This is a genomic window from Candidatus Methylomirabilota bacterium, assembly GCA_028870115.1.
Lineage (GTDB): Bacteria > Methylomirabilota > Methylomirabilia > Methylomirabilales > Methylomirabilaceae > Methylomirabilis.
This window is the reverse complement of the sequence record JAGWQH010000036.1, coordinates 73,618-85,826: the sequence shown is the minus strand read 5'-3', so window position 1 is coordinate 85,826 and position 12,209 is coordinate 73,618. Positions and strand designations below refer to the sequence as shown.

General features: G+C 56.9%; 16 protein-coding genes and 1 pseudogene. 14 read left to right on the top strand and 3 right to left on the bottom strand.

Features of this window, described 5'->3' with window-relative positions:
- The 11 genes from KGL31_03935 to KGL31_03885 form a co-directional block, all read left to right on the top strand.
- A partial coding sequence (locus KGL31_03935) for a redoxin domain-containing protein (GenBank protein ID MDE2321053.1) occupies positions 1-177 on the top strand: 177 nt, incomplete at its 5' end.
- Between the two features lie 319 nt (positions 178-496).
- Positions 497-1,906 carry a porin gene (locus tag KGL31_03930; protein MDE2321052.1) on the top strand — a complete coding sequence of 470 codons (1,410 nt, stop codon included), beginning with the start codon at positions 497-499 and terminating at the stop codon, positions 1,904-1,906.
- Between the two features lie 92 nt (positions 1,907-1,998).
- Positions 1,999-3,561, top strand: coding sequence for an APC family permease (locus KGL31_03925; protein MDE2321051.1), 1,563 nt, complete (start codon positions 1,999-2,001; stop codon positions 3,559-3,561).
- 86 nt (positions 3,562-3,647) lie between these two features.
- Positions 3,648-4,418, top strand: coding sequence for a serine/threonine-protein phosphatase (locus KGL31_03920; protein ID MDE2321050.1), 771 nt, complete (start codon positions 3,648-3,650; stop codon positions 4,416-4,418).
- A gap of 131 nt (positions 4,419-4,549) precedes the next feature.
- Positions 4,550-5,458: a serine/threonine protein kinase gene (locus KGL31_03915; protein MDE2321049.1), complete on the top strand. Its 909-nt coding sequence runs from the start codon at positions 4,550-4,552 to the stop codon at positions 5,456-5,458.
- A gap of 313 nt (positions 5,459-5,771) precedes the next feature.
- Positions 5,772-6,362: a response regulator gene (locus KGL31_03910; GenBank protein ID MDE2321048.1), complete on the top strand. Its 591-nt coding sequence runs from the start codon at positions 5,772-5,774 to the stop codon at positions 6,360-6,362.
- Positions 6,363-6,604: 242 nt separating this feature from the next.
- The gene (locus tag KGL31_03905; GenBank protein ID MDE2321047.1) at positions 6,605-6,844 is read left to right on the top strand and encodes an AbrB/MazE/SpoVT family DNA-binding domain-containing protein; all 240 of its coding nucleotides are present in this window, start codon (positions 6,605-6,607) and stop codon (positions 6,842-6,844) included.
- On the top strand, positions 6,844-7,251 hold the full coding sequence (locus tag KGL31_03900) for a putative toxin-antitoxin system toxin component, PIN family (protein ID MDE2321046.1): 408 nt from the start codon (positions 6,844-6,846) through the stop codon (positions 7,249-7,251). The genes KGL31_03905 and KGL31_03900 overlap by 1 nt, the downstream gene beginning before the upstream one ends.
- A 97-nt stretch (positions 7,252-7,348) precedes the next feature.
- The gene (locus tag KGL31_03895) at positions 7,349-8,314 is read left to right on the top strand and encodes a thermonuclease family protein (GenBank protein ID MDE2321045.1); all 966 of its coding nucleotides are present in this window, start codon (positions 7,349-7,351) and stop codon (positions 8,312-8,314) included.
- Between the two features lie 224 nt (positions 8,315-8,538).
- Complete coding sequence (locus KGL31_03890) at positions 8,539-8,826, top strand: hypothetical protein (GenBank protein MDE2321044.1); 288 nt, start codon at positions 8,539-8,541, stop codon at positions 8,824-8,826.
- Positions 8,823-9,254 (top strand): type II toxin-antitoxin system VapC family toxin, encoded by a 432-nt coding sequence (locus tag KGL31_03885; GenBank protein MDE2321043.1) that lies wholly within the window; start codon positions 8,823-8,825, stop codon positions 9,252-9,254. The genes KGL31_03890 and KGL31_03885 overlap by 4 nt, the downstream gene beginning before the upstream one ends.
- A 390-nt stretch (positions 9,255-9,644) precedes the next feature.
- Here KGL31_03885 and KGL31_03880 read toward each other — a convergent pair whose 3' ends face one another.
- The 3 genes from KGL31_03880 to KGL31_03870 form a co-directional block, all read right to left on the bottom strand.
- Positions 9,645-9,893 (bottom strand): type II toxin-antitoxin system MqsA family antitoxin, encoded by a 249-nt coding sequence (locus KGL31_03880; GenBank protein ID MDE2321042.1) that lies wholly within the window; start codon positions 9,891-9,893, stop codon positions 9,645-9,647.
- The gene (locus KGL31_03875) at positions 9,890-10,234 is read right to left on the bottom strand and encodes a DUF4258 domain-containing protein (GenBank protein ID MDE2321041.1); all 345 of its coding nucleotides are present in this window, start codon (positions 10,232-10,234) and stop codon (positions 9,890-9,892) included. The genes KGL31_03880 and KGL31_03875 overlap by 4 nt, the downstream gene beginning before the upstream one ends.
- A 268-nt stretch (positions 10,235-10,502) precedes the next feature.
- Complete coding sequence (locus KGL31_03870) at positions 10,503-11,135, bottom strand: hypothetical protein (GenBank protein ID MDE2321040.1); 633 nt, start codon at positions 11,133-11,135, stop codon at positions 10,503-10,505.
- 85 nt (positions 11,136-11,220) lie between these two features.
- Here KGL31_03870 and KGL31_03865 point away from each other — a divergent pair.
- From KGL31_03865 to KGL31_03855, 3 genes and pseudogenes are all read left to right on the top strand, one after another.
- A pseudogene (locus KGL31_03865) lies at positions 11,221-11,415 on the top strand (helix-turn-helix transcriptional regulator).
- A 135-nt stretch (positions 11,416-11,550) separates the two neighbouring features.
- Positions 11,551-11,751: a type II toxin-antitoxin system VapB family antitoxin gene (locus KGL31_03860; protein MDE2321039.1), complete on the top strand. Its 201-nt coding sequence runs from the start codon at positions 11,551-11,553 to the stop codon at positions 11,749-11,751.
- Positions 11,748-12,146, top strand: coding sequence for a PIN domain nuclease (locus tag KGL31_03855; GenBank protein MDE2321038.1), 399 nt, complete (start codon positions 11,748-11,750; stop codon positions 12,144-12,146). The genes KGL31_03860 and KGL31_03855 overlap by 4 nt, the downstream gene beginning before the upstream one ends.
- Positions 12,147-12,209: the final 63 nt, after the last annotated feature.

Here is a 12,209-nt window from a genome sequence, read left to right as displayed (position 1 = left end):
CGCCTGACCTTCCCCATTCTGCTCGACCCCGATATGAAGGTTACTCGTAAGTTCCACGTCATCGGGCTTCCCGTCTCGGTCCTGATCGATCGCCAAGGCATCGTTCGCGCCAAGGAGATCGGATACCATGACTGGACTACCAAGGCTTCGCGGACACAGGTTGAGAAGCTCTTGTAGGGGCGAATAATTATTCGCCCCTACGCACCCCGCACTTCTCTTAAGCATCACCCGCATTGTTCTGCTCAGAAGATAATCACGTCTTCTCCATCACTCTCCTCATTTGCACACACACGTCCGCTAGTCGTTCGCCTTCAATCCTGGTGGCATAACATCGCGTTTTTTCGGCGTTTCGCTCCTTCTCACGCTCCGCGTCGTATCGGTGGCGTTACCGACAATCCGCCGTTACCGGAAGCTGGCTCGCTTCTTGCGAGCGTATCAATTCAACTCGGTCATCGAAGACTTTCAAGACAGTCGCATCCAAAGAGGGGAGGGGTCGATGGGCATGCGGAAGTTGAAGCATCTGACGGTAACCAGATTAGTGATGGGTGGAGTGCTCCTCCTCACTGCCGTAATTGCTGCGCCTGCGGCACGGGCAGAGGATGACAAGGATCGACAGATCAGGGAGTTGAGGGAGCTGGTCGAACGACTGGGCCAACGACTTAACCAACTCGAAAACCAGGTCGGTACGAAGAAAGAAGTTGCCGCCGCCACTGCGCCGGGAGCGCCTGCCGCGCCGGCAGAAACCACTCAGAGCCTCGGCGATCGGATCAAGATTCTGGAGGAGGCCCTCAAGACTACCCCCATCTTGTCCACAATGAAAGACTGGCAGTTCGGCGGGCATGTTGCCGTTTCCTATAACTACAACTTCAGAGATCCCAAATCCCAGAACAACACCCTCAGACTCTTCGACGACAAGGCCAATCAGTTCGACGTGAACCAGGCAGAAATGTATGTCGAAAAACCGACCAGCGAGGCTTCACCCATCGGCTTTGGCCTTGATTTACTCCTTGGAAGGGACGCGAAGAAGGTTCATTCCCTGGGTCTCGGCATCAGCAGCAGTGAAGATCCTACGAAGACGGAGCCCTTTGACCTGACACAGGCTTACGTCACCTACAAAGTGCCATTTGGAAAAGGCATCGACCTGAAAGGCGGAAAGTTTGTCACCCTCCACGGCGCCGAGGTGATCCGCCGAACGGGTAACTTCAATATCTCCCGTTCACTGGCCTTCTCCTTCGCCATCCCCTTCACCCACACCGGTCTTATGGCGACGTATCCATTTACTGACTGGCTTTCGTTCACCGGCGGCATCGTAAACGGCTGGGATAACACCGACGACAACAACAGAGGCAAATCGTTTCATGGCGCAGCGACCGTCACCCCGCCCTTCCTGAAGGACTTGACACTGACCCTTGGTGGGACATGGGGGGCTGAGCAAGTCTCTAATGCGTTCGACCTTAAACGTGACATTAATCGCAATGGGCCAAAGCGTGGACTTATCGATTTCATCGCCACCTATAAGCCGATCGCGCCGCTCACGCTCACGCTCAACTATGACTACGGACGGCAGGAGGAAGCGTTCTTCGATAACGGCGATACCGCAGTCTGGCATGCGGTGGCGGCCTATGCCGTCTACGATTTTACCGACAGGATTTCGGTTGGCGTGCGGGGTGAGTACTTCAGAGATCAGGACGGCTTCCGGCTCCCCAATGCAACGCCGGGTAAACAACTGGAGGTCTGGGAAACGACGCTGACCGGCAGATATAAGCTGTTCGATCACGTCTTCGCCAGCGTTGAGTATCGCCATGACCAGGCCAGACACAACCAACAGATATTTGACCGACACGACGGAACACAAAATACCGACTCCCAAAACACGATTCAGGGTGAGCTGATCTACCAGTTCTAGATGCAACGGGACGTCGCTTCCGGAAGCGCGGCGCAGCACAACGCTGCAGAAGCGCCGAGAGGCGCGGAGCAGCCAACGGAAAGGAGCAGCAGATGGCTGAACAGAGTACGGGTACCTCAGGGGTCAAGCCGACACTTGGACTGACCGGTGCCACCGTGAACGCGATGGCACTGATCGCGCCGGGCGCATTCCTCTGGATTACATATCAGTTACAAGCCTCGGCGACTGCGCCGGATGGGAGCTCGGTCTCCGCCGACATCTGGGCTGGAATCGGCGCCGCGCTGATTCTCGCCTTCCTCACGGCTATTTCGTACGCGGAGCTGGCTCGGCTCTATCCCGAGGCCGGATTCGGGAGTTGCTATTACTTCGCGGAAAAGGCATTCCTGGACCGCGAATCTACGACACACCACAAGTGGGCGCGTCTCGCGAAGATCGTCACGGGATGGGCCGCTCATCTGTTTTACTGGGTCTATCCCGGCGTAATGGTAGCCATGATGGCGACCCTGCTCGGCTACATCTACACCGCTTTTACTGGCGCCACCCTATCGACGACTGCATTAGTGGTCATTGCTGTGATGTTCGCGTTCGTGACGGGAGCCATCGCCCACCGCGGCATCACCGGGTCAACAACGACCGCGATCGCGATCAATGTCCTCCAGTTGACGACACTGGTGCTGTTCAGCGCGCTGGCGATCTATTATCGGTTGACAAATCCGCAGGGCGCCGCGCAGTGGGCCTTCTCTGGGGGGTGGGACGTAGTTCGGCCGCACTCGCTGACCGGAGTGCTCGTCCAGTCAACACTGGCCATTCTCATCCTGGTCGGGTTCGAGAGCTGCACCGCGCTGGCCGCGGAGACGAAGAACCCGCGTCGCAATATCCCCCGAGCGGTAATCATCTCGCTCGTCATCCAAGGGCTCTGCGCCTACCTCTTCGAGTACTTTGCCGCCGGCTACATGATCAACGAGAAGCTCACCGCGACCGACGGTACAGGCGCTGCAGCGAAAACCGTCACCGGGATGGCGGCGGCCGGAGTGTCGAGCGCCCCGATCGGCGATCTGGCAATCACCGTCGGTAACAGCGTGCTCGGCGGCATCGGATTCGGTCTGATGATCTCCATCGCGGTCACCGTCGCGATCGCCATCCTCGGCACCACGCTGAGCTGTCTGAATACGGCCGTACGCATCAGTTATGCCATGGCGCAGGACCGAGAGATGCCGGAGATTCTCGGGATCTTACACGGTCGGTTCGCCACTCCTCATCGTGCGCTCTGGGTCCTCGTCGTTGTCTCGTGCGTCATCGCAGCGGTGGGCGTGCAGTCGGTCGTAGGGCTGACGGGAATCGCGCTGGCGTCCAACTTCGGCACCTTCATTCTCTATGCGCTTACATGCCTCTGGGCGATGATCGCGTTTCCTGGCCGCAGGGAATATAGCTTTGTCAAGCACGGCGTCGTCCCAGTGCTCGGCCTGCTGGCGAACATCGCGATGCTGGTGGCGATTCCCTATCTGTACCTTATCGGCAACGCCGACGCCAAGAAAGAGGCATATATCTGCTTCGCCATTGCCGGCGCTTGGGCAGTCGTCAGTGCGATATATGTCGTCGCAACAAGTCGCCGCACGGGCCGCGCCCTGATCGTTCGGCCGGCGCGGGTATCGTAAGTCAGGAAAAAGCAGATTAGGCCACTGGAGTCAATGTGTATTGTACGGCCCTCAAGTAGAGTGTGGGTAATCTTTGCGATCATGGAATGCCAGAGCTACAGTTCTTTCATCTGACCGATACCGGTTGCGTTCGTGAAGAGAACGAAGACGCGGTGGGCGCCTGGCCCTGCGAAGATGGGCTCCTGTTCGCTGTCGCCGACGGGCTGGGTGGTTACGAAGGCGGACAACTGGCGAGTTCCCTCGCGCTTGAGGTACTCTCCAAAGAGATGGCGCACGCCTCGGCCTCGCGGCCCGTTCAGAAGCGTCTTCACCAGGCCGTCCAGCGGGCTAACCTCGAGATCTGCACCAAGGCGATGACGGTCCCGGAGCTACGACGTATGGGAACGACCCTCACCGCCAGCGCCGTCGTTGGCAATACGCTGGTCACGGCCCACGTCGGCGACTGCCGTCTCTATCTCATGCGCGCTGGGACCTGTACGCAACTGACGAAGGACCATACTCGCATCTGGGAGCAAGTCGAGTATGGACTCCTTTCTCGGGAAGATGCCCGAACGCACCCCCAGCGCCACGTGCTGAGCCGATGCCTCGGCCACAATGTCATCCCAGGGATCGATCTTCTTCAGAGACCGATCCAGTCCGGGGATATCCTCCTGCAGTGCAGCGATGGAGTGTATACATCGCTGCCGGAATCGGAGGTGATGAATATACTCCTCAAGCACCCTGCAGAGCCTGCCTGTCGAACGATCATCCAGCGGGCGCGTGAAGCGGGGGGGCACGACAATCTCAGCGTTCAAGTGGTCTCAGTGCTTTCCTGCCCGCCGACTCCCCCGCGTCGTTGGTGGCAACTCGGCGCTTGACCTCCTCATCGCTCGCGTGCCACGCTTGACGCCTCTACCGATGTGGCGTAGCATCTCGATTTGTGAACGACCTCACACCTCCTCAACAGCTCGACCAGTATCAACTCCTCGACGTCATGGCACACAGTGGCATGGCAACTATATTTCGCGCCCGTGATCTCGAGAGCGGACTGATTGTGGCACTCAAAGTCCCCCATCCCGAGTACCAGGGGGATCTCGTCTTCCATGAACGTTTTTTGCGCGAAGAGCGGATCGGACAACGTCTCGATCATCCCGCCATCGTCAAGGTGCTACAACCCCACGAAAAGAGCCGCTTGTATCTTGTCATGGAGTATGTCGAAGGGGAGTTGCTGAGCACGCAACTCAGCCGAGAACGGCGTCTCCCGGTCGAGAAATCCATAGGCCTGGCAATACAGATTGCCGATGCCCTTATTTATCTACACGCGCAGCATGTCGTACACCGCGATCTGAAGCCGGCAAACATCATGATCCAGCCGGACGGCAAGATCAAGCTCATGGATTTTGGCATTGCGATCGATGCCACCGGTCGTAAGATGACGTGGTCCGGACTATCGCAGACAATGGGCACGCCGAGTTACATGGCACCCGAGCAGGCGAAAGGTCACCGGGGCGACGTGCGAGGCGACATCTACAGTCTCGGTGTCATTCTCTATGAAATGCTCACCGGAGAGGTCCCGTTTCGGGCAGACAACGTGTATGCTGAGATACGAGCGAAATTGGAGGACGATCCCATCCCGCCGCGCCGCCTGCGGCCCGAACTGTCGCCCGAGATCGAGGAGATTATTCTCCACGCACTCGAGCGCAATCCCAACGATCGCTTCGCCGACGCGCTTGAGTTTCGCGAGGCGCTAGCCCACCCGAAAAGCGTCGTGACGACGACCCGCGCAGCCCGTCTCCGCCGCAGACGGAGGCTGCCGCGCGGGGTGCGCGTGCTGCTCACGGTGGGCGTCTGCATAGCGGCTTATGTGCTTATGATGTGGGCCTTCGCGCAGCTCAGCGTCTGGATGTTGCAGAAGTGATCGAGCGGTCCACGTCGCGCCTAACAGATGAACACCCATCCCATTTTGTTGCCTCCGTATCGTGCAACCGGCTCCGTCAACGGCATCTGCGATAGGGCGGTCATTGCGTCATAACCCCCTAATTTATCAAGCCACAACGTTCTTGAGCCTGCCGCCTGAATAGTTGGCATTGTAATTGCGCAGTCCTCCAGATAAAAGGTTACCCGAAGCGGGGTAGTTTCGGAACGTAACGATGCTGGTTCCCTATGGGGAGGCGGTAATGGGCAGCCTTTTATCTCCTTTATCGTTACTACTCAATGAGTGTGATCGCGAGATGCTAGCCAAAAAGCATGTGCTGATCGTTGACGACAGCCCCAGATCGCGAGCAACCCTCGATAGTGCGCTCAAGCGGCTTGGATTCGAGGTCGCCGGTGAGGGGGCCAGCGGGGTCGAAGCCATGCGTCTGGCCCAAGAGCTGAAACCGGATGTACTGTTCCTGGCGGTGGGTCTCCCGGATATGGATGGCCTATCAGTGGCTGCTCATATCCTGGAGACCCTGCCGCTTCCGATTCTCATTCTGAGCAGTCACCTTGACCCTGAGTTGATCCAGCGCGCTAAGGAGGCTGGCGTGATGGCGTATCTGCTGAAACCGCTTCGCGAGGACGAGTTGCTGCCGGCGATCGAACTGGCCATCTCCCGGTTCGAAGAGTTCAATGCCCTCAGGAAAGAGAATGCGGACTTAAAGCGCACTCTGGAGGACCGGAAGATGATCGAACGCGCAAAAGGCATTCTGATGGAACGGGAACGGATCTCCGAACAGCAGGCGTTTGCGCGGATTCAAAAAACCAGCATGAATACGCGGCGGTCGATGGCCGAAATCGCTCAAGCCATCTTGCTCAGCGAAGCGGTCGCCGGCAGGACGTAGTACAGAGCCAGTGGCTGGAGTCCAGTGGGTAATGGGAATAACGGTCAGCCGGTTCACCTACCGCGTACGCAAATACGAAGTCACGCTGAAGCGCCTCTGACGCTCCATCGAGAGTCCTTACCCTCGTCGCGCCCCACCGTTCCCCATGTCGCTCCGCTCCTGAACATCATTCAAATCCTCGACTCTCTTCCGCTTGACGACAGCAAGGAATCCTTGTATCCTTACTTTGAGAGGAGCGGTGTATGCTAGCAAAGAAAACATCCAAGAATCAGATCACACTCCCGAAGGCCATCGTCAAGCAACTGCCAGAGGTCGAGTATTTCGAGGTCTCGCTCAGGAAGGGCGAGGTAGTCCTAAGTCCGGTCGAAGTGAACGTTCCAGGAGAAAAACTTAAGGCAGTGCGGGCTAAGATCAGGGCCTTGGGATTAACCGAAAAGGTTGTTGAACAGGCAATCCACTGGGCGCGAAGTCGTCAGACCTGATGCGCGTTGTCCTGGATACGAATACTCTCATTTCAGCCCTTCTCTTTTCCGGTACCGCTTCTCGACTCGTCCCCGTGTGGCAATCCCGACGCATCACTGTCCTGCTCTCCGGAGCGATCCTCCAGGAGTACCTCCGGGTCCTTACCTACCCTAAGTTCCGCTTAAGCAACCAGGAGGTTAGAGGACTGATCGAAGAAGAGTTATTGCCCTTCGTTGAAACCGTCAGGGTGAGGAAGCGTTTTGCCGTCGTTCAGCGGGATCCTGAAGATAATAAGTTCCTGGAGTGTGCCGTCGCCGGTCAGGCCGAGCATCTCGTAACAGGGGACCAAGACCTCTTGGAGCTAGGGGCTTACCGCGGGATCACCATTCTCACGGTGGGGAACTTCTTGAGCCAGATCGCGCCATAAGAGGCGCTTGATAACAAGACGGAAGCTGAACCATCGTAATCTTCCGGCTGGGCGAGCAAGCGTGGCAGCCCTTTCTGATGCACCGTGTCGAGTAAGTATGAGACGTACTTCGAAACGGGTTGATAGATTGCGTCTCTGGCAAATGAGCTGGCGCCACCTATGGCTACCGATGTTGGTACTCATCGGGGTGCTGTCCTGCATATCCTGTAGTAATAGCGGCGCTGAAAAATACGCACACGGCGAGACCGTTGCCGCCCTCCCCGCTCCATCAGCCCCCGAGGAACTCGTCCGAGTCGCGCGGGTCTACGATGGGGATACCGTTCTTCTCGAAGATGGCCGGACAGTTCGGTATCTGGGCATCAACGCGCCCGAATATCAGGAGCCATTCTATTTGAAGGCCAAACGACTCAACGAATCGCTCGTCTTAGAGCGAGAAATCCGACTGGAGTTTGATCAGGAGAGAACCGACGGTTACGGCCGCATCTTAGCCTATGTCTATGCGGGAGACGAGATGGTCAACGCCAGGTTGGTTCAAGAAGGCTTGGCGCACGCTTTCTTTATAGGGCCCAATCGGAAGCATCACGCCTTGCTTCTTCGACTCCAAGCCGAAGTGAAACAACGCAAGGTCGGTATCTGGTCCGCCAGAGGTCGCGTCAGAGACCTTAAAATCACCACCGTACACCCTGCTGATCCAACTCAGGACAATCAGTATCCCTCCTACGTTCGCATCGCCAATCTCAGCAACGTCACGATCAGGCTGGCCGGCTATGTGCTGTCGGGCGAAAGTGGTCACAGATACCTCTTCCCTGATGTGAGCGTAGAGCCGGGTTACACGGTCATCGTGTCCAGCGGGAGCGGACCGGATGGAGTTAATGCGAGGGGGCAACTGGTCGTCCACTGGTCCACGCAGGGTCCAGTCTGGGAACCGAGTGAGGATACCGCCTTTCTCACGGATCCAAGCGGAAATCTTGTGGATACGTTCCATTATAAGGGCAAGCGGGTCAGGGGACTGTCTTCACGTTCTAAGAGCAAGCCTCCCCTCAGCCAGGGGTCTGGTGAGTAATCTCAGCCCACACAGCCGAGCAGCACAATTCCTTTTTCACCCTTCATTGTGAGTACCCGTAGGGTGCGTGGCAATCTCGGTGCAACAATGCGAGATTGCTTCATTTCGTTCGCAATAACAACTTTCTATCGCCGGTCTTAGGCCGACGTTTTGCATGGACAAGCTCAGCATTGTGAGGTACTCTTAAATGGAGCGTATGAATTTAAATGGAGGATATTGAGCGGATGACAACCCTGACTCAGAAAGTCCAGATCCTTTTGACCGATGAGCAGCACCGAGCGCTTCTCAAACTGGTAACGGCCCGTGGGAAACCCTTAAGCGTCCTCCTGCGGGAGGCGGTCGTGGAAAAGCTCCTCATGGAGGCCCGCCAGGCAGCCAAACGAAAAGCCTTCGAGGAGATCGCCGTTATGTCACTCCCCGTGGCCGGTTGGCCCGAGATGGAGGACGAAATCGAGCGTGACCACGCCGCCAAGCTGCCTGCTGTACCGGTAAGGGATCGGAAGAAGCCGTGAAGTGCTTCCTGGACACCAACATCTTCATGTACGCCGCTGGCCGAGAGCATCCCCTGAAAGCCCCGTGTGTCGCGATCCTCAGGCGGGTAGCCCTCGAGGAGCTGGAGGCCCTGACCAACGCGGAGGTACTTCAGGAGATCCTCTATCGATATAGTGCCATCGGGGAAATGGAACGGGGTCTCCACCTGGCTCAGTTGATCGTAGATCAGGTCGGCGGAGAGATCCTCCCGATAACCCTGGCAGACATGCAGCGTGCCTTCAATCTGGTGGTGCGCTATGGAACAACGATTAAAAGCCGTGATGCGGTCTATGCCGCTACCGCACTGAACCATGGCGTGAAGCACATTGTCAGCGTCGACAGCCACTTTGATGTCATCGAGGAGATCACCCGTGTGGATCCTCGGAAGGTAACTCGGCTGAAGATATGATCACGCGGTCGAGGATGTGCCCGTCACCCTTTACACGAACATATAGCCCTTCCTGAGTACGCCAAGGGTAGCCGCATCCCTCCAGAAGGGCATACCGCGGCATGAGAGGGAATGGATACATGAGTCAAGAGCGGACGTACCCCTATGCCTGAGATTGTAAAGAGACAACTACAGAAACTTGTCGGCATTTGTGATAATCTGATCGCGAATCTGCTGCATCGCCTGCGTAACTGACGGGTTTCATCGCTACAGCCCTCCTCCTTAATTTCGGAGAGCAGCCCACTCAGGTTCTGGAGTATTTTTCAGAGCTGGTGAATCGTCTAATGGCAACGCGTGCGGTGATGCAGCGGAGAGCTTGACAACCGGGGAACCAGTGATGCGCAACGCAGGTCACGCGGCAGCTTTCTGAAAGACCTTGACGGGCACCTCAATCAATCGATCGACCTGGGTTGACTTCGCCAACCGATCGAGCTCTTCCGACACCGCAGCCGTGAAAAACCTTTCGCCGCACTGCCGGCAGACCCCGGTGGGAACGCTCTCGATAATGAAGAGCCTGCCCCCCCAGCGGAACTCAAGATCCACCTCTCGTTCCAACACCTCTCCCCCACAGTAGTAACAGTCTCCATATTGACTGTTCATTCGGATACCCCCTCCCGCCTTCTTGTGCGGGGATCTCTCCACTTCGGTTCCCGCGGAATATAGACCGTGATGATCAGCAACCAATCGCTCTTCGAGCGGCCGCATACCACATGAATTGGCTGACCTTTCGAGAATCCGAGCGCGAGACAGGAGGCACCTCGTGGGTCCTCCGGATAACTCTCAAGGATCTCAGCATCTAGAAGTGCCTCTCGAATCTCAGCGGTCTCTATTGCTTCTTCCTGCCGTTCTTGATGGGCATGGAAGGAAAGGAGAAATTCACGTTGCTCAACCTTCTCACGGATAAACTCGACAGTGATGTCGATGAAGCCCCTCCTTAGCAAACGTTGGCAGTCAGACTATACCATGACCTTTTCAGGAACACCACGCCGATTGTCTGCTCATGTGGTTCAGACACGGCGCAAAAGCCCACGATGACGGCTGAAGGGTTGAGAACCAGCTTAAAGGTGAAGCGGAAGGCTTCACGTGACGTGATGCACCAGCCTGCCGCCGCGAACCCGTGCCGTTCCTGCCAAGCCGTCATACTGGGCATCCGCAAGTCCAACGCCGAGAATTCCGGATGGTGTCCCAGGATTCGCGGAAAGCGGACGCTCAAAACTTGCCCTTATCGGCGATAATCTGATCGCGAATCCGCTGGATCGCCTGTGTAAAGGACCTATTCAGCGCTGTCCCTACGCCGAGGATCGACTGATTGTACATCGTGTACCAGTCGGAGAACTGTGAACGGCCGCTGTACGTGCCGAGCAGGGTGCCATCGAGCCGTCGGATCGAAACCTCCAGATCTACCCCGCCCTCGGTCGACTGCATGGGTACGCCGAGGAGCCAGATCGGATTGATGGGGAGCGTGATCCACCCCGCACTGTTGAGCCCCGCTCGCCCGTAGAACCGTTTGATCTCCCCGGTCATGACGGCATCAGGACGCTCGATATTCTTGCCGACTTCGGCGAAGACGCCATTGGCCAGGAAGTCTGCGATCACGGCGTTGGTGACCTCCGTCCCAAGGTCTCCGACCAGGGAATCAGGTTCCGTGGCTGAGCTTCCTCCGGCGCGTTTGGTCTTGTCTTCGGAGGGAGACCGGTCCACAAAGGTCTCCACCTTCATCTTTGCTGGGATCCTGACCGGGCTGGGGCCCAGGGAGAGCGCCGGCTTATAGGGGATAGAGGTGCATGCACCGAGGGCGGGCACAGATGCAAGGACCAGCACCAACCCGAAGGATTTTCTCATCACAACCTCCCTCTTTGACCTCCACACCGCGCTTCACGAATGGCTTACCACTGAGCTATGCTTCTCCTCCGACGCCCGTCTGAGAATGACACCCCGACCCTAGCCTTCGTCACTCCACTGGGTCGCCGAGGGGAAGACCAATAAGGAGATCGGAACGATCCTCGGCCTCAACCGCCGGACCGTGAGTACGCACCTGGAGCACATCTACGGTAAGCTTGGCGTCCGAACGCGCGCCGCGGCGGTGCGGCTGGTGATGGAGCAGGGGTTGTTGCGTCCCTGATCGCTACCATCCGACTGAAAGTCCGCGCTGAATGCCTGTCTGCCATTCGGTAATTTCTTGACAAACGCACTTCGGGTCTTCTCTTATACACCTGATTATGCTATATTTTGTGTATAGCACAAAGGAGGTATCTCTATGCTCAGAACGAATATCGAACTTGACCAAGAACTCGTAAACGAGGCGATGAAGCTCACCCATCTGAAGACCAAGAAGGAACTTGTCAACTACGCCCTCAAAGAACTCGTGCGTAAGGTCAAGCGAAAGAATCTTCTCTCGCTTGAGGGCAAGGTGAAATGGGAAGGCAACCTCTATGAGATGAGGAAAAGCAGAGTGTGATCCTCGTGGACACCAGTGTATGGGTAGACTTCCTAAGGGGTGAGGATTCTTCCCAACGCCGGCTGTTCCACAGACTCATAGAGGACGAAGCAGATATCTCGATGACCGAGATTATCTTCACGGAGATCCTCCAGGGGATCAAGAATGACGGGGAATTTCAGGCGATAAGGGACTACCTTCTTGAGTTTCCGCTGTATACGCCGAAAGGCATCGAGACCTATCTCCACGCCGCCCGGATTTACAGGAACTGTCGAAAAAAAGTCAAGACCGTGAGGAGGACGATCGATTGCATCATCGCCGCCATATGCATTGAAAACGATCTTACCCTTCTTCATAAAGACAGCGACTTCGACCTCATTCAGGCCTGTACGGGGCTTCAGGTAATTCAGGTGTAAGCACACGATGCAACGGACGGGATAGAACGCCCCCTGCCTGAAGAATGCCTTGACCCCCGCGTC